The organism is Prolixibacter sp. NT017, from assembly GCF_009617875.1.
GTDB lineage: Bacteria > Bacteroidota > Bacteroidia > Bacteroidales > Prolixibacteraceae > Prolixibacter.
Window position 1 is genome coordinate 2,976,017 of the sequence record NZ_BLAV01000001.1, and the last position, 22,355, is coordinate 2,998,371.

A 22,355-nucleotide genomic window follows, 5' to 3' on the forward strand; every position below is an offset into this window, starting at 1 on the left:
ACGAAGACCACTAAGAGTCCTATCATCGAAGCAGAACAACAGAAACATTTCTAACCACAGAAACTGGTTAGCACACGGTCACGATATATCGTGACCCTACCCGGCCGGCAGTTAACGGAACTGTGAGCAGCAAGTCATTCATTAATGCCTTTGTGGACTTTGCGCTTGCTTTGTGGCCATCGTGGTTTAATTTCTTACCACGAAGGACACCCGGATTTTTCACGAAGAACACTAAGAGTCCCATCATCGGAGCTGAACAACAGTGACTTTTCTAACGACAAAAACTGGTTAGCACACGGTCACGATGTATCGTGACCCTACCCGGCCGGCAGCTAACGGAACTGTGAGCAGCAAGTCATTCATTAATGCCTCTGTGAACTTTGTGGCCATCGTGGTTTAATTTCTTACCACGAAGGACACCAGGATTTTTCACGAAGACCACAAAGAGTCCCATCATCGAAGCCGAACAACAGTGACTTTTCTAACTACAGAAACTGGGTAGCACACGGCCACGATGTATCGTGACACTACCCGGCCGGCAGTTAACGGAACTGTGAGCAGCAAGTCATTCATTAATGCCTTTGTGAACTTTGCGCTTGCCTTGTGGCCATCGTGGTTTAATTTCTTACCACGAAGGACACCAGGATTTTTCACGAAGACCACTAAGAGTCCTATCATCGGAGCCGAACAACAGTAACTTTTCTAACGACAAAAACTGGTTAGCACACGGTCACGATGTATCGTGACCCTACCCGGCCGGCAGTTAACGGAACTGTGAGCAGCAAGTCATTCATTAATGCCTTTGTGAACTTTGCGCTTGCCTTGTGGCCATCGTGGTTTAATTTCTTACCACGAAGGACACCAGGATTTTTCACGAAGACCACTAAGAGTCCTATCATCGGAGCCGAACAACAGTAACTTTTCTAACGACAAAAACTGGTTAGCACACGGTCACGATGTATCGTGACCCTACCCGGCCGGCAGTTAACGGAACTGTGAGCAGCAAGTCATTCATTAATGCCTTTGTGAACTTTGCGCTTGCTTTGTGGCCATCGTGGTTTAATTTCTTACCACGAAGGACACTAAGAGTCCCATCATCGGAGCAAAACAACAGAAACTTTCCTAACTACAGAAACTGGGTAGCACACGGTCACGATGTATCGTGACCCTACCCGGCCGGCAGCTAACGGAACTGTGAGCAGCAAGTCATTCATTAATGCCTTTGTGAACTTTGCGCTTGCTTTGTGGCCATCGTGGTTTAATTTCTTACCACGAAGGACACCAGGATTTTTCACGAAGAACACTAAGAGTCCCATCATCGAAGCAGAACAACAGAAACTTTTCTAACGATAAAAACTGGGTAGCACACGGTCACGATGTATCGTGACCCTACCCGGCCGGCAGCTAACGGAACTGTGAGCAGCAAGTCATTCATTAATGCCTTTGTGGACTTTGCGCTTGCTTTGTGGCCATCGTGGTTTAATTTCTTACCACGAAGAACACCAGGATTTTTCACGAAGACCACAAAGAGTCCCATCATCGAAGCCGAACAACAGAAACTTTTCTAACGACAAAAACTGGGTAGCACACGGCCACGATGTATCGTGACCCTACCCGGCCGGCAGCTAACGGAACATCGAAGCACAACCTGAAACATGAAACCTGAAACCTGAAACCGCGAAGCCGATCCCTACTCTTTCTTTATCCCAAAATTCTTATCAATCTTAATCAGTTTAGCCATGATGAAACCGGGGATGGTACACAACATCACCCAGAGGAAGAAGTGCTGATAACCTACCGTTTCCTGTATCCAGCCCGACACCATGCCGGGCACCATCATTCCCAGCGCCATGATTCCGGTGCTGAAAGCAAAATGCGCCGTCTGGTATTTCCCGGCCGACACGTACAACATGTACAGCGTGTAAGCCGTAAACCCGAATCCGTAGCCCAGCTGTTCCACACCCACCGACGTAATGACAATCCACGTAGCCGACGGCTGAACATACGACAGGTACACGTACACCAGGTTCGGCAGGTTCATCGAGAAAACGAAGATCCAAAGCAACCGGCCGAATCCCATTCGGGAAGCCAGCCAGCCTCCGAGTATTCCACCAACCGTCAGGGCGATGATGCCCACCGTTCCGTAAGCCAGTCCCACCTGCTCGGTCGACAGCCCCAGGCCGCCCACACTCTTCGCGTCCAGCAAAAACGGCGACGCCATCTTCACGAGCTGTGATTCTCCCAGCCGGAACAACAACAAAAATCCAAGGATGGTCCAGATTTCCTTTTTCACAAAATAAGCCCGGATGGTTTCTCCGAACCCCGATAAAATCGTTTCGATGCTCACCGAAGCCTTCTGAACATCCTCATTGGGATGCGGCAGGAAGAACTTGTGATAAATGGCAAACAGCACAAACAGGATAGCCAGCACGGCAAAGGTAAATGCCCAGGCAAAGGCAATGCTCTTCTGCGACTCCGGTTCCCCAAAGTACGACGAGCCCTCGAGGTAGCCGGCCAGGATGACCAGAATCCCCTGCCCTGTCACCATGGCTATCCGGTAAAAGGTATTCCGGATACCCACAAAAAAGGCCTGCTCGTTTTCGGTCAGTCCCATCATGTAGAAGCCGTCCACCGAGATGTCGTGCGTGGCGGAGCTAAACGCCAGCAACCAGAAAAATGCCAGTGTTCCTTTGAAGAAAAAAGTGGTGGGAAGCGTAAAAGCCACACCAGCCAGTCCCGCCCCGATGAACAGCTGCATGGTGACAATCCACCAGCGCTTGCTCTTCAGCAGTTCCACGATGGGGCTCCAGAACGGCTTGATGACCCACGGGAGATAAAGCCAGCTGGTATAAAAAGCAATTTCGGCATTGGAAATATTCAGTCGCTTGTACATGATAACCGACACGGTCATCACTACGATGTATGGCATCCCCTCCGCGAAATACACGGTGGGAATCCAGCTCCAGGGATTTTGCTTTTTCTGCGGCATGCTATTTTTCGGTATCGATGGACCGTTCGAGATACGGATAAACAGGTTCGGTGAAGTGATATTTCCGGTACAGCTTCTCGCCGTCCTTCGACGTGTGCAGCGCCACCTTGCTGATGCCCCGCTTTTTCGCTTCGTCGAGCAACGCCTCCAGGATAACCGACGATACGCCCTGCCGGCGGGCTTCCGGAACGGTGTACATGTTCAGGATATCGCCTTCGAGGTACATGGTTTTGTATATGTCGCCCGGAATCTCCTTGATGACCATCCCGCCAAAACTCACAACCCGTTCCTCCAGCTCGGCATAAAAAGCAATGAACCGGCCTTCGGTCAATGCCCGGTCAAAATAGCGCGTGAGGTCTTCCAGCAGTTTCAGTTTGTACCGCTCGTCCATTTCTCCCTGGAGCTCGGTGAGGTACCTCATCCGGTAAGCAACCAACAGCGGCACATCGCCAACGTCTGCTTTCCGGACAATCAGTTGGGCAGGATCGATTTTCATCTTGTTTGTATTCGGGTTTAGTACATCTCGTTAAAAACATAAAAATAGCATAGTTTTCCGGATGTAGCGGAATGGGCGTATTCAATTTTTGTGCAATAACGATTTCATTACATTGACAGAACAGCGAGACGGCTTTTGACCGACTCAGCCCAAAACCTCAAACTCGTCAACAATAGAAATAACAGTAACCACAGAAACAACAGAAACTTCTTCCCAACCTGAAACCTGGATACTGCACGGCCACAATATATCGTGGCCCTACGAGGCCGGCACTAACCGAACACCGAAGCCGAACAACAGTGACGATAGAAACAAAAGGAACAACAGTAACCGAGCAGCGTCGCCTGTAACCTGAAACTTCTACCAAGAGACCCGTCCCCTGAATCATCTAGCCCGTCTCTTGAGCCAACTGCGGCACTCCTTGAAGCAACTCATCCTATCCTTGAACCGGTTATGGTCGCTCTTAAGCCGGTTAAGCTAAGACTTGAGTCAATTTAATAGAAACTTGAGCCAACTAACCTGTTTCTTACGCCGGAAACTTTTAGCCTGATGACGGAAGAATTTAGCCTTACGCCGACAAAATTTAGCCTGAAGAGAGAATATTTTAGCTTTATAAAAACAAGTTTTAGCCTTATGGCAGAAGAAATTATCCTTAAGACAACAAAACTTAGCCCGGAGCAAAGAGAATTTAGCCTCATGCCAACTGGTTTTAGCCTTACGGCGATAAAAATTATTACCAACAGGGAAAAACATAGCCTTGAATGGGTTGCGGAAAGCATTTGGGAAGTTGTTCTTTTCCCTGCAGGCGTTGACCGGGAAATTACCAGGCATAGGTCGGTCGGTGAAGGAGAAGAAATGTTCCCGCCAACATCTTGCAGGTCCTGACACCACGTTTTTCGCAAGTTTTATTTGGTGAACAATAAGTTCTGAGAAATATTTTCTATCTTGAAAAGCCCTAACGTTCAATGAAGATGGACAAAGATTTACATACAAAGCATTCTCTGCAGGTGTGTTTTCCACCCCAGATGGGTATGGAAAGAGGACCTTTACGTAACGATATAAGAAAAATAAGCACACGGATATTTACACATACGTCGTAGGGCATTAAGACAAACTCAAACGAACAAGGAATCCTGGTATGACAAACCATACACCTGCCATAAAACTTAGGCCAACGAAGATTTCGGACTTAGACATTTTGTTTCAGTTTCAAACTGACAAAGAAAGTGGATACTTAGCTGCATTTATGCCCAAAGACCCAACGGACAAATCTGCTTACATCAGCAAATACACAAAATTGCTAGACGACCCAACCGTCAATAATCAAACCATCACCATCGACCATATTATCGTAGGAAGCGTTGCTAAGTTTGTCATGGAAGGTCAAACAGAAATTACGTATTGGATTGACAGAAAATTTTGGGGACAAGGCATTGCCACAAAAGCAGTAAAAGAATTTCTGACCATTGAAACTACCAGACCAATTTTCGGACGAGTTGCATTTGACAATTTTGGTTCACAGAAAGTATTGGAAAAATGTGGTTTTAATAAAGTCGGCACCGACAAGGGATTTGCCAATGCCCGACAAATGGAAATTGAAGAATTTATTTATAAACTTGAAAAGCCCTAACGCTCAATGAAGATGGACAAAGACTTACATACAAAGCGTTCTCAGCAGGTGTGTTTTCCACCCCATATGGGTATGGAAAGAGGACCTTTTCATGAAGCTAGAAGAAAAAAGCACTATCCTAAAAACTGTGTAAATGAAACTATCGGGTGACATCTCACCGGTTCTTTACTTAACACCAATAGGATTGGTATTTTACACCTTACTGTTCTCAGTTCTGGGAACCGTTGATGAACTGGTTGAAGCTTCCTGGCCTTTATTAGTAGCCTTCGGGGTAATTATCCTGGTTATTTGGGTTTTATTTCTACAACTCAGCAATGTCTATTTTGATACCGATAAGCTGTATGTACATTCCACTATAAAAAATAAGTTGAAGAAACAGATTGCACTGGAAAATATTACGGATATCAGTTTTTGGATTTATATCATTCGAATCATCTACCTTGATAGCAGGAAGCAGAAAAGAAAAATATACACCATTGCTGACAGAAAAACTGCAAGTAATGAATTGGGGACTTCCGAATCTCCGTTTTACGAATTCTTTTGGGGCAAACCAAAGAATCGAATCTTATTACTGGAAGAATTAATTAAAAACAAGAAACATTAATCTCAAACTGTTAACCGGTTCCAAAATATCCCCAAAGCTTCAGGGTGTTGTCTTTCATCATTCCATCTTTACTGTTGATGCTTCCCCTATCACTCAAAGTGCGTAATACCTTGTTTAAAAGCTTCATTCCAACTCCCCGTCCCCCTCTTCCATTCCTTTTTTCCTTAAAACATTTGCGTAGTTAAATGACTACACATATATTTGTAGCCAAATAGCTACACAATAAACACCAAAGGATGTACCGATGAACTTAAGACGAGACGTATTCCAAGCCATAGCCGACCCTACCCGCAGGGCGATACTCCTGCTGGTGGCATCGCAATCGCTCACGGCAGGTGCCATTGCCTCCAACTTCGATACGGCCCGACCGACCGTTTCGAAACATCTGCAAATCCTAACCGAGTGCGAACTGCTGACGCAAGAGCAAAACGGCAGGGCCATCTATTATCATCTGAATCCGCAAAAGATGAAAGAGATTGCCGACTTCATTGAGCCATTCCGGAAGCTTTGGGACGACCGGTTTAACAAGCTGGAATCGATCATGAAAAACTATAAATCTGATAAATAACCAATGATGGAGAGAAAGACAAAAGTCGATGCTGAAGAGGGCAAACACGACATCCTGATTACACGGGAATTTGATTTGCCGGTGGAATTACTTTTCAAAGCCTATGCAGAGCCCGACATTGTAGCGCAGTGGATGGGGACGAAAGTATTGAAACTGGAAAGTAAAAAGCACGGTAGCTACCAGTTCGAAACAACCGATGCCCAGGGGAATGTCGTATTTCGGGCCAACGGGACCATCCATGAGTTTACTCCGAACCAGCGAATCGTCCGCACATTTGAAATGGAAAATGCACCTTTCCCGGTTCAGCTGGAGTTCCTGGAATTCAAAAGCCTTACCGACGAAACCAGCCAACTCACCATGCACATGGTGTTTCGCTCAGTCGCCGATAGAAACCAGTTGCTGCAGATGCCTTTTGCTCAAGGCATCAACATGGCACACGACCGGTTACAGGATATCGTTAGCAAAATAACCGGTTATAATTTTAGGAGTTAAAAACACTCGTATTCAAGTCTAGAAAAGACTGATAGATAACAGAGGTAAAGACAAAAATTATTTGCAAATCAACCATTCAAAAAAGATAAGCTATGAATATTCTATTATGGGTTCTTCAAATACTGCTCGCCCTGCATACAATCATGGGCGCAATATGGAAATTTTCCAATCCCGAACAAACCGTACCTTCTTTGCAGGCGATTCCTCACGTGGTCTGGCTTGCTTTGAGCGTCGTTGAGTTTCTTTGTGCCCTTGGGCTCATCCTTCCGGCATTCATAAAACGCCTTGGTATCCTCACTCCCATCGCCGCACTCGTTATCGTTGCTGAAATGCTCCTGTATATCGGATTGAATCTTTTCTCAGGCAATGCAGTATACAGTGAAATAGTCTACTGGTTGGTAGTTGCCGCTATCAGTGCGTTTATTGCGTACGGCAGGATAGTGCTCAAGCCGCTTTAATATTTTAGGAACAAAAAATCATTGAATCAGAAGATTGTAAACAGACCGACATGAATCCGAAAGTTGACGAGTTTTTAAGCAAAGCCCAAAAGTGGCAGGGCGAGATGACGAAGCTAAGAAGCGTCGTGCTCGATTGCGGACTGAACGAAGAAGTGAAATGGATGCATCCCTGCTACACCTATCAGAACAGTAACGTGGTGTTGATACATGGCTTTAAGGAATACTGTGCACTCCTGTTCTTCAAAGGCGCTTTATTAAAAGACACCGATGGGATTCTCATTCAGCAAACAGAGAACGTGCAGGCAGGCCGTCAGATTCGGTTCACCAACCTGCAGGAAATCGTCGAACTGGAAGCAACCATCAAAGCCTATATCTTCGAAGCCATTGAAGTGGAGAAAGCCGGTTTGAAAGTGGAGATGAAAAAGACGAAGGATTATCCTGTCCCGGAAGAACTTCAAACAAAGCTGGATGAAAGTCCGGCCCTGAAAACTGCTTTCGAGGCTTTAACTCCCGGACGGCAACGGGCCTATCTTTTTCATTTCGGTCAACCCAAACAATCGAAAACCCGGACGGCCAGAGTGGAGAAATGCATTCCGCAGATTCTGGATGGGAAGGGATTGAATGATCGGTAGTATGACACAAAAAAAGCAAACAAAAGAGCCGGATAATACAGCCGTCAGAACAGCACTTTGGAGAGCCTTGCATGTGCAGGTAGATGCTGAACCTCATATCCTCGAAGATGGAATCGGGTTGAAATTGGTCGCTCCGCCCGACGGCTGGCAGGAACGTCCTGATATGAAATACACGCGACGCCTTCGGGCTTCGGTGGTGGCCCGTGCCCGTCTGATCGAAGACTTCGTTGTGAAACAGAACCAACAGGGAATTGGCCAGTATGTTATTCTTGGTGCCGGCCTCGACACCTTTGCCCAACGCAAACCAAAGTCTGTCTACCCGCTTCAAATATTTGAAATCGATCAGCCCGATACGCTGGAATGGAAAGAACAACGCCTAAACGAAACAGGTCTGGACATTCCTGATGATTTGCATTTTGTACCCGTCGATTTTGAGACTTCTTCATGGTGGGAGCAACTCCTGACGGCAGGATTTGACATCAACCAACCGGCAGTTGTCGCCTGTACCGGTGTGAGTTTGTACCTGACCGAAGAGGCCATCGTGGCGATGCTGGAACAACTGGCCGGACTGGTAGCAGGCTCCCGCTTGATCATGTCATTTTATCTTCCGCTGGAGCTATTGGATGAAGAAGACCAGCCGATGCAGCAAATGGCAGAGAAAGGTGCCCGCGAAGCCGGAACACCCATGGTGAGTTTCTTTAGTCCGGATAAAATATTGAGCCTGGCCCGTGAAGCCGGTTTTAAGGAGGCGAAAACATTATCGACAAAAGATATCGAAGAATCCTATTTTGCCAACCGCACCGACGACCTGATGCCCGCCAGCGGCGAAGTGTTTTTGATAGCCACAACACAGACCGGAAAACGCTAGCCTAAGCTAATCGGATTTTGTTACTTTTTGCGATAGCCACTCTTACTCTTGTTCAACTCATCTGGTCCAATACCGCTTTAAGGACAAGCGCGTGATTGCGGTCAGGGTTTCTTGCGGCATAAACCAGAATGAGGGAGCCATACTGAACCTCAAGATTTTTCAGTCTCTTAAGCTCTCCTTCTTTTTCAGATAACTCCCGGGCATAATAGTGTTGAAATTCTGTCCAGCGTCCTTCTTTATCCTGGTGAAACCATTTTCGCAGTCCGCTGTCCGGGGCTACTTCCTTATTCCATTCATCCCAGAAGGCAGCCTCCTTCCGGAAACCTCGGGGCCACAATCTGTCGACCAATACACTGTATGACCGACCGGAAACAGCCCCCTCATAAACCCTTCGAAGCATAATCATGATTTATCTGTTGTCTCGACACTGCTTAGCAATGGCTGCCACGTGAATCTTCGTCGTATTCAACACAGGAACGCCGGCGTAACGCTCCTCTTCAAGAATTAATGGCAATTCGGTACAGCCAAGAATGATAGAATCGATCCCCCGTTCCCGAACCATTTTTTCGATGATCGCTTCCAGTTGTTGCCGCGTTTCGTCTTTGAAAATACCCAGTTCAATCTCACTGAACAGTTTGTTGTCGATGAATTCCCGGTCGTTTTCATCGGGCAACACCACATCCAGGTTCCTGCGGTGAAAAACATCCGCGTAAAAGGTCGCTTTCATTGTTAAGCCGGTACCAAACAGCCCGGGACGCTTCGAGCCTATTCGCTCCACTTCATCGCGGGTCGCCTCCACAATGCTGAGCAAAGGAATGCCCGACCGTTCCCTCAATGCATCGAATAACTGATGAGGCGTATTGGCACTCAGAGCGGCAAAATCGGCCCCCGCCCTCTCCAGCTTGTCAATCTTCTCGGCCAGGTAATCCGTTGCCTCCTCGTACCGCTCCTCACGCATCAGCCCGATGAAAAACGACATATTCACGCTGTAAATAATGATCTCCGGGTAGTTCAGATCCCCATCGCCTGTCTTAAATGCATCGATGAGTTCTTTGTAATAATCAACCGTTGCTTCCGGTCCCAGTCCTCCGATAATTCCTATTTTCTTCATGAATCAATGATGGTCATTTGTTGATTGGCTACCGATCCCCGGGTATCTTCGGCCCGCAGGACTTGGATTGCAAAATCAATCAATTTTTACTGTAAAGGTATCATTTCAGGCATAAAGGACAATAAAGTCTTTTATAAAAAGAACGAAATCCTAAACAATAATCAAACGGTGGATGGTTAAAGGAAAATGGAGAGAGAAACGGAGTCTCAAAGTGTTCTGAGCATGATTTCCATAACAGACTTGCCCACAGAGCCGAACAACAGGAACCAGGGATAAAAATATTAAGGTTAAAGACTTGTTTCATTTCCGGAGTCTTTTCTTAACCTGCTCTAGCAACATATCATCACCATTGACTGTTAACTTGATATCTGTAAGACAAACAAATGTCCATGAAGGCTTCAACCAATCACAAACTGCTTTACTACTTCAACAAATGGGTGGATATTACCGAACAGGAGGAAGAGATTATCCTTTCGGCTTTTGAGCAAACTTCAGTGAAGAAGAAAAAGGACTTGTTGGTTCCCGGTGAAGTTTGCCGGTACGTCTATTTCGTCACGAAAGGTGGTTTGCGGTCTTATTTCGTCGATTCGAAGGGTGTGGAACACATCTATCAAATCAGGCTGGACAACAGCTGGATTAGCGACCTCGAGAGTTTCTTTTCGCAACGTCCGTCCAAATACTATATCGAGGCGATGGAAGATACGCAGATGCTCCGCATTTCGCATGAGCGGCTGGAACAGCTTTACCACGAAGTGCCCAAGCTGGAACGCTACTTCCGCATCCTGTTTCAGAAAGCCTACATCAATGCACTGGAACGACTGAACGCCACCATGTGGGAATCGGCCGTTGAGCGATACAACGACATGCTGAAAGAACATTCCGATATCTTCCAGCGCGTACCGCTAACCTACATTGCCTCCTACCTGGGCATCACCCCAGAGAGCCTGAGCCGTATCCGAAAGAAGAAGTAGGCCGACGGAAAACGAGGCACCCACTCTTTTTCCTAACCCACATCAAGTTCATTTCTTACCATAGATCAAGTGTACGAGGCCTGTACCCACCCTACCTTTGTACCTGATGATTGACCATCGAACGATAACATTTTTTAGATAACGTCATCGTTGGTCAAACCGTAAAGAGAATATGAACAGGAAGGCATTTGTGAAACGACTTTTGGCAGCAATGCCAATAACATTTACAGCAATGAAATTAAATGCTCTACATAACATCACCGATTCGTTGGAGAACACGCCCAAAATGCCCGTTCTTTTCGTGGGGCACGGCAGCCCGATGAATGCGATTGAGGAAAACGAATTTGTAAAAGGATTTCGAAAAGTGTCGACCGGGATCGAAACGCCCAAGGCCATTGTGGTTGTTTCGGCTCATTGGGAAACACAGGGAACCCGGGTAACCGCCATGGAACATCCGCCTACGATTCACGATTTCGGAGGCTTCCCGAAAGAGCTCTACGAGGTACAGTATCCGGCACCGGGCATGCCGCAACTGGCAGAGGAAGTAAAAGGGCTGGCCCATACCACCGAGGTCCATCTCGACGACAAATGGGGACTCGATCATGGCGCGTGGTCGGTCATCCGGCACATGTATCCCAGGGCCGACATTCCGGTGATACAGATTAGCCTCGATTATTACAAGAATCCGCAGGAACATTACGCACTGGCCAAAGAGTTGGCTCAACTGCGACAAAAGGGTATCCTGGTTGTCGGAAGCGGTAACATCGTGCACAATCTCCGGATGGTCCGTTGGGACAAGCTGAACGAGAACTACGGTTACGACTGGGCTCACGAGGCAAACGAGAAGATGAAACAATGGATTCTGGAGGGGAATCACGCTGCGTTAATGGATTTTTCGAAACAGGGTACTGCCTTCAACCTGTCGATTCCTACGCCGGAGCATTTCCTGCCCTTGCTGTATGCGCTGGCCCTTCAGGATAAGAAAGACGACATCACCCTCTTTAACGATGAACCCCTTGGCGGTTCGTTATCGATGACCTCGGTAAAAATCGGGTAAGAGGGAAACAAATAATAGTAACATTAAAACGTATCAGAAAATGAAAATAGCAGTAACAGGAGCAACAGGCCAGCTAGGAAGCCTGGTTGTTGAACAATTGAAGAAAAGAGTAGCGAGTGAGAACCTGGTAGCCTTGGTACGCAGCCCTGAAAAGGCAGCCAAGCTGGGCATTGAAGCCCGTGCATTCGACTACAACCAACCGGAAGGACTGAGTGATGCATTGAATGGCATCGATCGGCTGGTGTTAATTTCAGGTAGCGAAATCGGGCAACGGGCCCGGCAACATGCGAATGTGATTAAAGCGGCTAAGAAAGCCGGCGTACAATGGATTGTTTATACCAGCCTGCTTCACGCCGATACTTCGTCGCTGAACCTGGCGGGAGAACACATCGCCACCGAGAAAGCGCTGAAGGAATCAGGTATCGCACATACGGTTCTTCGCAACGGATGGTATACCGAAAACTACACCGCTTCCATCGAAGGAGCGCTCGGGGCCGGAGCATTTGTCGGTAGCGCCGGCGATGGAAAAATCTCGTCTGCCACCCGCGCTGACTATGCCGAGGCAGCAGCAGTTGCCGTTACCGACGAGCGTCACAAAGGAAAAGTGTACGAACTGGCCGGTGACAAAGCGTACACATTAACCGACCTCGCAGCTGAGATTTCGAAACAAAGCGGAAAAGACCTTCCGTACAACAATCTGCCGGAAGCCGAATATGCTAACATTCTGAAGAATGTAGGCTTACCGGACATGTTTGCGGAGGCCATTGCCAGCTGGGATACCGGAGCATCGAAAGGTGATTTGTTCGACGACTCCCGTCAGCTTTCCCAACTAATCGGACGGCCGACCACTCCGCTGGCTGATACCGTGAAGGCTGCACTGAAATAACAACTTATCAAAGCATTGTATCAATTCTGTTTGCCCGATCCGGTTTCCCGGAGACGGCAGACAGAATTGTTGTATGAAGCTATCTGAGAGGAAGAAAAATCATCACTCTTCTCAATCTTACACCAACCGATATTACCATGAAAAACCAGGAACGAATACAGAAGATAACAGAGAAATATTCCGGAACGGTTCGCCTGTTGAGTATCGAAAAGGAAGTGCTTCGTTTTCAATCCCTGTCAAATCATTCGTTGGAGAAAGAAATCACACTGGAAGCAGGCTACCAAACCATTGCCGGCAGGTTTTTCCGGCAAGACATTCCTACCGAGGCCGAAACCGAGTATGCCATTAACTACATCGAGGATACGTTGATGAGCAGCAAAGATTTATTGAACAGGAATGAGGTACTGGTTTCTTCCGATGAAGACCTGGCAGAAGTATTCCGCAAAAATGGCTTCACTCAAAGTACTTTCTCCCGTCGGGAAGTCGAGAATCTTTTTACGCAATACGCCTATGTCGTCATAGGGCGACCATCCTCAATACAACGTAGTTCCGTAACCCGCGAAGATTTTGCCACGATTCTCCTGTTGCGCGAAATCACCCACCACCTGGGTTTTGAAGTCATCGACCTGGTTGATTAACACAGGAATGCCGGAGAACACTTCATTCAAATTCAGGAAGTTTTTTTTACCTTGAAGTGCCTTAACAAACCAACAGAATGAAAACTGACCGAAGTATATCGAAAAGATTAAGAATCCAAGTGACACGCTTTTTGTCGACTCAACATAATAGATGTTGTTACACTGCCAAAATCAAGGGTATAACAACACCTAAAATTGGTTAAAAGGGAAACAACAACCATAGTTAATACACACTAGTTGGCAGCAAGGCTAAACGACCGCACAATCATCTTTCGAAAAAGTTTTAAGATACTGTTTACCAACGAACTTTTATCAGACTTTGCTCGACAGTTCTTTTAATATTTTTTTGATTCATTAGTAAGGGCTTGGACATATATTACTCTATGACAATATTATCCAAGGCTTTTCTTAGAGCTTCATCACGACCAAGGGTAGATTGTCCTTCTGCTCTAAAAATATCAACAACTTCAATCCCTATTACTTCAAGAAAAAACTTAACATAATTTGTCGCAAAGTCATAGTCTTTCAATTTTCCTTCAGAATAAACACCTCCAGAGGAAGTTACGATATAAGCTTTTTTGCCTTTTAGCAAGCCGGTAGGCAGTAAACTGTTCCCTTTGTATTCATATTTGAATGTGATTCCTGCCCTGGCTATCTGATCAAAGTATGCTTTTAATGATGAAGGAATGTTCCAATTATACATTGGTGCTTCAACGACTAAAAGATCCGCTTTTACTAATTCATTAATGGCCTTGTCAGAAACAGATCTTTCAGACTTTTCAATTTGAGTTATTTTTTCATCCGGAGTGAAAAATGCATTGATATGTGATTCTGTTAAATGAGGCATATGGATTTTTGACAGATCATATTCCGTAATATTTGCTTGAGGATATTTTTCCTTTATATTTTGGATGACCTTTTTTCCTAAAATTCGACTGAGAGAGGCCTCATTTTTTGGACTTGAAATGATATGCAATATTTGTTTCATCTTTTTATTAAATTAAATTTTAACACTACAAAAATATGTATATTAGCTAACTTTTCATTAGTAGTTACCCAAAGGTTAGTAGTAACATTTAGGTTAGTCAATTAATTAAAGTAAGAAAAATGACGGCAAAAGAAGGAACTTATACACAACCACAATGCACCAATAATCTATTAGCTACAGAAGATGCTTTATATGTTCTTGGCGGTAGATGGACAATAAGAGTGATGATTGCTATTCTTGGCGGGCATACGCGGTTTAATGACATACAACGAACGTTGAAAAATATTTCTGCAAGAGTACTGTCAGCCGAATTGAAAAAATTAGAAGAAAACCATTTAATTAAAAGAACTGTCCTTGCAGAGCAAATACCTGTTATTATAGAATATATCCCTACGAAATACAGCAGGTCATTAAAAGGAGTTATCAGTGCTTTGGCTGAATGGGGCATAAAACATAAAAAGAAAATAATAGAAAAAAATAGAACATAACAGAAGCCCGTGCTGTCATCAATAGCTATAAGCAATTGGGACGAAAATGATAAAACGAAAGAATACATAAAAAACAAAGGCCGGTACCAAACTGAAAAGTTAGGACAAAAAACTCCCAACTACTCATAGATGAGACCGTTGCATGCCATATAAATGAAATCCAACATGTTTGAAATAGAAACAGAAATTACAATATTGATAAATCATAAATCAGACCTCGAAAAGGGGCAGAAAAGAGATTATTACATCAAAATTGCAAAAGGAATAGATAAAAATTCAGGAAAAAAAGGTTTTTTACTTCTTAATGAGTTCAAAACAAATAAGACAAATAATCAAACTGATTTTTTCAAAAACAATCTATACAGTACACCAATTGAAGCTTTCCATTTTGGACTTTACAAAATGAAAACCAGTAAATCAGAACCTTAAACTGTTTGAAGAAAACAAAAAGAAAGAAATAAGAAAACAACAAAAGTTACCACAGAAGCTAATCAGAAATTTCATCAAATCTTGTAACAATAATGATATTGATGGAATTCTTGAAAACCTGCAAGACAATGTAACTTTTGAAAGAATAATTAATTGGCAAACAGTGTTTTCAATAAAGAGCAAAGAAGAATTTAAAAAATATGTTGAATCCTCTAATCCTGACTTTTGCGGCAGAGAACTAAAAATTAAATCATCATGGGATTTTAAGAAATCATGTGTAACAATTAATGTTCATTTCTTCCCAAAAATAAAAGATGAACAGATACTGATTAATACATTATAATCAAGACGATTTACGTTTGAGATTAATGAAAATATTATTGAAAGTATGATTGGAAAAAAATTAAATACGGCACACAATTGTCATATGGCAGGCGGGAGTTTTAGGGGTCTGACAAGTCAGACCAGCGTTGCCACCTCCTGCGGGGTCTGACTGCGACCATCTAACGTCTTAAATCTGACCTTTGGATTCTTATTTACTCGTCACATACCGCTTCAGGTTTTTGGCGATTTCAATCCGGTTCAGGAATGAATCGATGACCATATCGTAGAGTTTCTCTTTTAGAATCTCGTCCTCGATGCCAAAATCGATGTTCGGGTTATCGTTCACCTCCATTACATACACTTTGCCGTCAATCTCCTTCAGGTCGACACCGTACAGGCCGTCGCCAATCAGGGCAGCAGCCTTCAATGCTGTTTCCAGGACATGGGCAGGCACTTCACTTACCGGCAACGTTTCCGAATCGCCCGACTGCTCCTCGGCTTCCCCCTGCCAGTTATAAATTTGCCAGTGGTCCCTGGTCATGTAATACTTGCAGGCAAACAAAGGCGTGTTGTCAATAATCCCAATCCGCCAGTCGAACTCCGAGTAGGTAAACTCCTGGCAAATCACCATGTCCGACTTCCGGAACAGTGTATTCAGCACCTCTAGCGCTTCCACCTCATTATTCACTTTCGTGATACCCAACGAAAACGCACTGTCGGGTTGCTTAATCACGGCCGGATAGCTCTCTCCGTCCAGGTCTTTGGGATGGAACAGGTTCTTGGTAAACACCGTGGTCTGAGGCGTCAGAATTTTATTATTCCGAAACAGCTCGTTCTGGTATATCTTGTTAGAACAACGCAGAATCGACCACGGATCGTCAATCACCACCAAACCTTCGGCGTAAGCCAGCCGCGACAATTCATACGTATGGTTGTTCACGCTGGTGGTTTCGCGGACAAAGAGCGCATCAAATTCGTTGATCTTATCGAAATCGTTCTTCGTGATAAACTCCGTATAAATTCCTTTCCGGTTAGCCGCCTGTTTAAATAGTTTCAATGCCGTGTTACACGAGGGTGGCGTGGCTTCGTGGGGATTCACCAGGATGGCTAGATCGTACTTATAAGCTGTTAGCCTCGATTTGTTGAAGCGTTTCTTATCGAAATACTCCCGTGCAAATTCATTGACCACCATCAGCTCATCATCGCTGATTCTGTTCAGGTTCAGTGGCTGTATCTTTTTGATCATCCACTCCCCGTTCCGGATGAAGTGTACCTTGAACAATGGCGTTTCAAACAGCTGGTATAGTTTCGGTGCGAGCCTCTTCATGCCCCGTACGTTGGTGTGTCCGAAGTATACGTTCATACTGAACTCTTTCTCCTTCACGTTTCTCAGCGCTACTTGCAACAACTCATTTATCTCGGTGGTGATCGAACGAATCACGCCCGTGCTGCTAAAATCACGAATGGTGGTCACGTTAGGAATAACCCGCTGTCCGCGGGCCGATGCCAGCAGCGACACGTAGTAACCGTAGCTCTGGTACTGATACGAGCTGCACAGGTTAAAAACGCGCAAGCTGTTGTCGGTATGGTACTCCGAATTGTTGATGTACTCCTTCACTGAAATGATTTTGGCATTCACATCGGTAAAGTGCCAGGTACGCGGCTGGTTCACCACGATGATGTTCTTCATCCGGTTTTGATAAAGAGAAGCGGGTAACAGATATTCCAGCTTCATACAATCATATCCTTCCGCGTAATAATCCTTCACCGTCTTAACGGCTTGAAAGCCCCATTGCTGATACCATTCCAGTAGTTTTTCATTCGATGCATCCGCTTCCAGTATCAATTTTTCCTGCTTCCGCGAAGTCGCCAGGTTCAGCGCGTGAGTCAACAGGAAACGCCCCACCCCTTTACTCTGGAACTCGGGCAAAGTAGCAATAGAATAAATACGCAGTGATTTCTTGTGCAAATGCAGGACCATCGCTCCCACCGGCCGACGCCGGGATTTTCCTTTTTCGGCTATCCAAACCTCCTGGAACGGGCTGGATAGACTTAGTGCAAGACTCCGACGGTTGTTTCGCTGGAAAGCCGGAAACGATTCTTTCTCCAGTTTTTCCAGGAAAATCAAGTCTTCCGGCGAAGACTTTCTAATGTGCAACGTCATGTTGGTTCATCAAGATATTTTGCCAAATAAACTAATTTTTCAAACAGGTTATTCAGCTGCCATCAACGAAATACAACATTTTGCCAATAAAAATCGACGCGAAGCAGACATGCACTGATATACTGCTATTTAAACCTAAGACAAGACGCGAACTTATCCATTAATTCGTACTCATCAGGGTTGAGATATGCTCCGCGCTCACCTCATCAAAATCTTTGATAGTTAACGATGCTCCTATTGCATTTAATTCCACAGCCGAATGACTGGTGGTTACCCCAATAACTCTTAAGCCCGCCCCTACGGCCGATTTTACTCCTGCAAGAGAATCTTCAAATACGACACAACGGTAATCAGGAATAGCTATTTGCTCCAATGTCTTCAGATAAATTTCCGGATGTGGTTTACCATGAGTTACCCGGGTCCGGTCGATTATGAATTCAAAATACTCTCTTAGTTGAAGCTTGTCCATCACCATATCGACATTCTTAGTCGGTGCCGACGTAGCCACAACGATTCTGTGGCCGGCTGAACGCATTCGCTCCAGGAAATTACGTAATCCTTTCACTGGGCCTACATTCAGCTCAGTTAACATACGGCGAAATTCAGCATCAACTGCCTCATTGAAATGATTTACCTCATCCTGTGTCAGCTCCCTTTTTAGTAAGGTACGAATTGCTGTGTCACCTGTTGTGCCTGAAACGATATTGGAGAAGTCATCATCGCTAATAAAAACATTCTCTTTCTCAAAAACAGATCGCCAAGCCTTTATATGCAATGGATTACTGTCGATAATCACACCATCCATGTCAAATATAATCCCCATCTGCTCAACGTTTTCCCGGCTTTCCATAATCATCAAATTGACAAGTTTTTAGAGGAGCAAAATTACGGTTTTAACTGACCGACTGAAATTATTCAAATTAAGAAAAAATGAAATCTTCGCCCGGCTATCTGATTACTGAAGACTTCTCATGCTGAGAATGATAAAAAGCCCAAAAATTCTGATTCTACTGAGTTCTATCGAACTAATATCTATTTCTATCGCCTGTCGATATACAAAAAAAAGAGACCCGGAGCATTACCGGGTCTCTTCCGCAATTCACCTATTAAAACGGGCTTAGTATTCCGGAGGCAGCTCCGGCACAAGCCAAATTAATATCCAAAAATATCTTCGAGCGCCAGCTCTTCAACCGGGCCGACTGTTTTCAGTGCATTCAAATCGGCATCATTCCGGTTACCCAGTACCAGGTATGTAAAGTGCTGGTTCTTCATATGGTCGTTAAAGAAATTCTGCACATCGGCAATGTCCGATTTCCCGACCTTGTTATAAACATCCTCACGGATATCCTTGTCGATACCCAACCGCTGGTTCCGCAACCAGGTCCAGAAAATGTTCGTTTTGTTGATGCGTTCCGTCTGGATATTCTTCATCACGCTCTCGCGGGCAATTCCAAACAGGCGATTATCAGAAATCATGTTATCCAACAAACCGTTCATGGCACCAATCGCATCCATCATTTTATCGGCTTGTGTGTAAACAGCTCCGTTGATGTAGAAAGGTTCTTCTTTCTTCGAAGGAGCACTGTAACCAGCCCATGCAGAATAAGCCAATGCTCTCGATTCACGGATTTCCTGGAATACAACCGAACTCATCGAGTTGCCATAATATTCATTGAACAGCTGCGAGTTAACGTAGGTTTCGGGCGAGAACGGCAGACTTTGTGACATCATCCGGATATCGACCTGCGATTTGTCGTAGTTCACGAAGAAAACCTTATTCTCATTGGTCGGTTGCATCGCAAATTCCTTTTCTGCCGGGATCGATTTCAACTCGGCCGGAATCTGATGCCCTTCCTTCACCATCTGGAAAACCCGATCGGAAGCCGTTGGGCCATAATAGAACACACGATGCGGATAATGACTGAATTCATGCAGTTTGGCCACCAAAACAGCCGGGTCAACTTTGTGGAGTTCTTCTTCCGGAATCACATTCGTGAACGGATTCTCCTTGCCATACTGTCCGTAATACTGCAAAGCACGACGAATCTGGTACTGGTTAAGCTTGGCATCGGCCCGTTCTTTCAAAATTCCCTCCACCATTTTATCGTAGGCTTCCTGGTCGGGTTGGGCATTGGCCAGCACATGCTCCAGCAATTCCATTCCCTTCTTCGCATTCTTATCCAAACCGGAAATGAATACATACGAACGGTCGTTACCGGTGTTCACATTCAAATCGACTCCCAGCTTATAGAATTCCTTTTTCAAGTCAGCAGCCGGATATTTATCGGTTCCCAGGTAAGGCAAATACTTAACGGCCAGTTCTAGTAACGGATCGTGATTCCGTCCCATGTCGACTACATAATCCAACTGGAAGAGCTCATTGGTTTCATTGGGAATATAGTCCATCTTCACTCCTTCTGCCAACGGCTTCTCATCGATAGCCTCCTCAAAGTTGACAAACCGGGGCTCCAGGGGCTCGACTTTCTGAGCCGTAAAATCAGTGAAGAACTTCGACTGATCCTGACGGTTGATGGAGATAGGCGTGATTTCCGGCTTCTCTACCTTCACCAGCCCTTTCGCTTCTCCTGTTCGTTTATAGGCCAACACATAGTTATCTTTATAATGCTCGCGGGCAAAAGCCACCAATTCATCTTTGGTGATTTTCTCCATCTCATCGTAGAAAGCCAGTTCGTCGGCCCAGTTGGTTTTCTTGATAAAGGAATTCAGATAATTGAAGACTCTCCATTTACCTTCGTTCTGACGGATGGCATTTAAACGCAATTGATTGACGGTAGCCTGAATCAGCCAATCGTCAAACTCTCCGTTCTTCACTTTTTCAACTTCTCCCAGCAACAGGTCACGAACCTCGTCAAGCGATTGTCCCTGGCGTGGTGTTCCATACAGACGATGTTCGCCATATTCGTTATGGAAGTCACTGTAGCTACCCGCTTTCAGTACTTTCTGGCTTTGATTCAAATCGAGGTCGATCAAACCGGCCGTAGAGTTCGTCAGGATATAATCAATCATCGTCACAAATTTTCGATCGGGTGAATGATAGCCATCAAAACGGTAGGCCAGCATCACTCTTTCCGCATCGGGACCGTAAACATCCTTCACAATCGGCTTCTCGATCGGCTCCAGTTTTGCATTTTTTATTTCAGGAAGAGGTTTCGACTTATATTTACCAAAGGTAGCATCCACCATCTGGATGGTTTTATCGTAATCGAGATCTCCACTCAGGATAACGGCCATGTTGTTTGGAACATACCAGGTATGATAGAAATTCATGATGTTAACCATCGACGGATTTTTCAAATCTTCCGGCCGGCCAATTACATCAGTTCCCAGTGGATGTCCCGGATAAAGACTACTGATAACAGCCCGGTTCAGCCGGCGGCCATCATTGTCCTGCGACATGTTGAATTCTTCGTACACTGTTTCCAACTCGGTATGGAACAAGCGAAGAACCGGATCGCTGAAACGCTCATATTCCATATTGATCCACTTGTTCAGTTCGTTGGACGGAATATCGTTCATATAAACCGTAAACTCGTATGACGTACCGGCATTGGTATATTTCGCACCAATCGTGGAAACCATTTTGTCGTATTCGTTCGGAATCGCATATTTCGAAGCTTCCTGCGATACCTCGTCGATTTGTTTGTAGATGGCTTTCTTCACTTCCGGTTCAGTCGCAGCTTTGTGCGCTTCGAATAAACCGGATATGGAGTCGAGCAATACTTTTTCTTTTCCCCAGTCATTGGTGCCGAACTCGTCGGTTCCCTTGAACATCATGTGCTCGAAATAGTGAGCCAGTCCGGTTGTTTCTCTCGGGTCGTTCAATGAACCGGCACGCACGCCGATGAAAGTGAAAATACGGGGTTCGTCGGTGTTCTGCGACAAATAAACCTTCAATCCATTGTTCAGCGTGTAAATGCGGGTTTTCAACGGATCGTTGGTTACTTCTTCGTACTTATAACCGTTGGAATCGGTTTTCTGAAGGGTTACATACTTCGATTTCTTCTCACTACAAGAAAAGAACAGGCTAATGACGGTCATCACCATCAGCACTTGGAAAAGCTTTTTCATAAGTAGGTTAATTTAAATATTGATGAAACATTTAGCTGTCTGGTTTAATTTGGATATCAAGTTACTAAAAAAACAATAGATTTCAATTGGGCTATCTTTAAGATGAATTTGGTGTATTGATAAGTTGCGTGATAACTTCCCCTTTGCAATACCTATTTTCACAGTATTTGCATATCTGTCCGGACTACTTCGATTCTAAATTTTCTGTTTCGATTTTTTGTTAAATATGTTGAATAGCAGAATTATGTTGCTGTATTTTTTTAAGATTTTAACTCCAGGTTGATGAAAAAGAGGGTAACATTTTATAGGCCATCGGTTACAAACCGAAAGAAAAGAGCCAAATGAAAATGGAAGTTGATGAAGAGAATCTTCAATATGGAGGACAATTGAGGTCATTTTTGGGACCTTCCCAAATCAGCATTGATACCAGAAACGCCGCCAGGACATAAAAAAACTGCCGGGTGGCGGCCCGG

Annotated in this window: 22 protein-coding genes; 14 read left to right on the forward strand and 8 right to left on the reverse strand. The window is 44.9% G+C overall.

All coding sequences use genetic code 11. The features are described 5' to 3' along the window. Positions 1 to 1,690: 1,690 nt before the first annotated feature. Complete coding sequence (locus GJU87_RS12290) at positions 1,691 to 2,989, reverse strand: MFS transporter (RefSeq protein WP_153639797.1); 1,299 nt, start codon at positions 2,987 to 2,989, stop codon at positions 1,691 to 1,693. A gap of 1 nt (position 2,990) precedes the next feature. Continuing rightward, positions 2,991 to 3,485 carry a GNAT family N-acetyltransferase gene (locus tag GJU87_RS12295; RefSeq protein WP_153639798.1) on the reverse strand — a complete coding sequence of 165 codons (495 nt, stop codon included), beginning with the start codon at positions 3,483 to 3,485 and terminating at the stop codon, positions 2,991 to 2,993. Positions 3,486 to 4,034: 549 nt separating this feature from the next. On the opposite strand from GJU87_RS12295, the gene GJU87_RS12300 reads away from it, so the two are divergent. The 8 genes from GJU87_RS12300 to GJU87_RS12335 all read left to right on the forward strand — a co-directional run bounded on the left by GJU87_RS12300 (position 4,035) and on the right by GJU87_RS12335 (position 8,737). Next, positions 4,035 to 4,370 carry a hypothetical protein gene (locus GJU87_RS12300; RefSeq protein WP_153639799.1) on the forward strand — a complete coding sequence of 112 codons (336 nt, stop codon included), beginning with the start codon at positions 4,035 to 4,037 and terminating at the stop codon, positions 4,368 to 4,370. Between the two features lie 253 nt (positions 4,371 to 4,623). Then, entirely contained in the window at positions 4,624 to 5,115 is a 492-nt protein-coding gene (locus tag GJU87_RS12305) for a GNAT family N-acetyltransferase (RefSeq protein WP_153639800.1), read from the forward strand. Between the two features lie 133 nt (positions 5,116 to 5,248). Beyond that, complete coding sequence (locus GJU87_RS12310; RefSeq protein ID WP_153639801.1) at positions 5,249 to 5,719, forward strand: hypothetical protein; 471 nt, start codon at positions 5,249 to 5,251, stop codon at positions 5,717 to 5,719. 244 nt (positions 5,720 to 5,963) lie between these two features. Further along, a complete protein-coding gene (locus tag GJU87_RS12315) occupies positions 5,964 to 6,287 on the forward strand; it encodes a helix-turn-helix transcriptional regulator (RefSeq protein WP_106541600.1) in 324 nt (107 codons plus the stop codon). 3 nt (positions 6,288 to 6,290) lie between these two features. Continuing rightward, a complete protein-coding gene (locus GJU87_RS12320) occupies positions 6,291 to 6,779 on the forward strand; it encodes an SRPBCC domain-containing protein (protein WP_228491978.1) in 489 nt (162 codons plus the stop codon). A 92-nt stretch (positions 6,780 to 6,871) separates the two neighbouring features. Continuing rightward, positions 6,872 to 7,237, forward strand: a complete 366-nt coding sequence (locus tag GJU87_RS12325; protein ID WP_153639802.1) for a DoxX family protein — start codon at positions 6,872 to 6,874, stop codon at positions 7,235 to 7,237. Between the two features lie 50 nt (positions 7,238 to 7,287). Further along, on the forward strand, positions 7,288 to 7,869 hold the full coding sequence (locus GJU87_RS12330) for a YdeI family protein (protein WP_153639803.1): 582 nt from the start codon (positions 7,288 to 7,290) through the stop codon (positions 7,867 to 7,869). 1 nt (position 7,870) lies between these two features. Next, entirely contained in the window at positions 7,871 to 8,737 is an 867-nt protein-coding gene (locus tag GJU87_RS12335) for a class I SAM-dependent methyltransferase (RefSeq protein WP_153639804.1), read from the forward strand. 52 nt (positions 8,738 to 8,789) lie between these two features. Here GJU87_RS12335 and GJU87_RS12340 read toward each other — a convergent pair whose 3' ends face one another. Both GJU87_RS12340 and GJU87_RS12345 read right to left on the reverse strand, forming a co-directional pair. After that, the gene (locus GJU87_RS12340; RefSeq protein ID WP_153639805.1) at positions 8,790 to 9,143 is read right to left on the reverse strand and encodes a DUF488 domain-containing protein; all 354 of its coding nucleotides are present in this window, start codon (positions 9,141 to 9,143) and stop codon (positions 8,790 to 8,792) included. A gap of 3 nt (positions 9,144 to 9,146) precedes the next feature. After that, positions 9,147 to 9,848 (reverse strand): aspartate/glutamate racemase family protein, encoded by a 702-nt coding sequence (locus GJU87_RS12345; RefSeq protein ID WP_153639806.1) that lies wholly within the window; start codon positions 9,846 to 9,848, stop codon positions 9,147 to 9,149. 389 nt (positions 9,849 to 10,237) lie between these two features. Between GJU87_RS12345 and GJU87_RS12350 the strand changes: the two genes are divergently transcribed. From GJU87_RS12350 to GJU87_RS12365, 4 genes are all read left to right on the forward strand, one after another. Next, entirely contained in the window at positions 10,238 to 10,819 is a 582-nt protein-coding gene (locus tag GJU87_RS12350; RefSeq protein ID WP_194831524.1) for a Crp/Fnr family transcriptional regulator, read from the forward strand. 232 nt (positions 10,820 to 11,051) lie between these two features. Further along, positions 11,052 to 11,876 (forward strand): 4,5-DOPA dioxygenase extradiol, encoded by an 825-nt coding sequence (gene ygiD, locus GJU87_RS12355; protein ID WP_153639808.1) that lies wholly within the window; start codon positions 11,052 to 11,054, stop codon positions 11,874 to 11,876. A 40-nt stretch (positions 11,877 to 11,916) separates the two neighbouring features. Beyond that, positions 11,917 to 12,762, forward strand: coding sequence for an SDR family oxidoreductase (locus tag GJU87_RS12360; protein ID WP_153639809.1), 846 nt, complete (start codon positions 11,917 to 11,919; stop codon positions 12,760 to 12,762). A gap of 137 nt (positions 12,763 to 12,899) precedes the next feature. Then, a complete protein-coding gene (locus GJU87_RS12365; protein ID WP_153639810.1) occupies positions 12,900 to 13,400 on the forward strand; it encodes a hypothetical protein in 501 nt (166 codons plus the stop codon). Positions 13,401 to 13,776: 376 nt separating this feature from the next. Here the strand turns inward: GJU87_RS12365 and GJU87_RS12370 are convergent, their stop codons facing one another. Beyond that, positions 13,777 to 14,388, reverse strand: coding sequence for an FMN-dependent NADH-azoreductase (locus GJU87_RS12370; RefSeq protein WP_153639811.1), 612 nt, complete (start codon positions 14,386 to 14,388; stop codon positions 13,777 to 13,779). A gap of 119 nt (positions 14,389 to 14,507) precedes the next feature. On the opposite strand from GJU87_RS12370, the gene GJU87_RS12375 reads away from it, so the two are divergent. After that, the gene (locus GJU87_RS12375) at positions 14,508 to 14,876 is read left to right on the forward strand and encodes a helix-turn-helix domain-containing protein (RefSeq protein ID WP_153639812.1); all 369 of its coding nucleotides are present in this window, start codon (positions 14,508 to 14,510) and stop codon (positions 14,874 to 14,876) included. A gap of 165 nt (positions 14,877 to 15,041) precedes the next feature. Further along, a complete protein-coding gene (locus tag GJU87_RS12380) occupies positions 15,042 to 15,305 on the forward strand; it encodes a hypothetical protein (protein WP_153639813.1) in 264 nt (87 codons plus the stop codon). Between the two features lie 532 nt (positions 15,306 to 15,837). Here the strand turns inward: GJU87_RS12380 and GJU87_RS12385 are convergent. The 3 genes from GJU87_RS12385 to GJU87_RS12395 form a co-directional block, all read right to left on the reverse strand. Next, a complete protein-coding gene (locus GJU87_RS12385) occupies positions 15,838 to 17,787 on the reverse strand; it encodes a GNAT family N-acetyltransferase (protein ID WP_228491979.1) in 1,950 nt (649 codons plus the stop codon). Between the two features lie 166 nt (positions 17,788 to 17,953). Then, on the reverse strand, positions 17,954 to 18,649 hold the full coding sequence (locus GJU87_RS12390) for an HAD family phosphatase (protein WP_153639815.1): 696 nt from the start codon (positions 18,647 to 18,649) through the stop codon (positions 17,954 to 17,956). Between the two features lie 296 nt (positions 18,650 to 18,945). Then, positions 18,946 to 21,882 (reverse strand): pitrilysin family protein, encoded by a 2,937-nt coding sequence (locus tag GJU87_RS12395; RefSeq protein WP_228491980.1) that lies wholly within the window; start codon positions 21,880 to 21,882, stop codon positions 18,946 to 18,948. Positions 21,883 to 22,355 lie beyond the last annotated feature (473 nt).